The organism is Buttiauxella brennerae ATCC 51605 (assembly GCF_001654925.1).
Classification (GTDB): domain Bacteria; phylum Pseudomonadota; class Gammaproteobacteria; order Enterobacterales; family Enterobacteriaceae; genus Buttiauxella; species Buttiauxella brennerae.
The window spans coordinates 1-357 of sequence record NZ_LXER01000075.1; the positions used below are offsets into that span (position 1 = coordinate 1).

Here is a 357-nt window from a genome sequence, read left to right on the forward strand (position 1 = left end):
CTGCTTTTGGGGCAGCAACTTCCGCATTTTTTTTCGCGACTGACTGTTTATGCGCCAGTGACGCCGCTTGCTGGCCGCGGGCGTCCTGATAACCGCCGACATAACGACCAATCCGGCCTTCGCCTTCGAAGATCCAGCATTCGGTCACGGTATTATCCACGAATTGACGATCGTGGCTGACCAGCATTACGGTGCCCTGGTAGCCGTCGATAAGCTCTTCCAGCAGTTCGAGGGTTTCCACATCCAGGTCGTTGGTCGGTTCATCGAGGATCAGCAGGTTGCTGGGCTTGAGGAACAGACGCGCCAGCAGCAGGCGGTTACGCTCCCCGCCGGACAGCGCACGCACCGGCGTCATGG

At 59.1% G+C, this 357-nt stretch carries 1 protein-coding gene; it reads right to left on the bottom strand.

Translation table 11 applies throughout. The annotated features are described in order from the left end of the window. Positions 1–357: ATP-binding cassette domain-containing protein (locus M975_RS22055; protein WP_157093434.1), on the bottom strand; the 357-nt coding region annotated here is incomplete at both ends.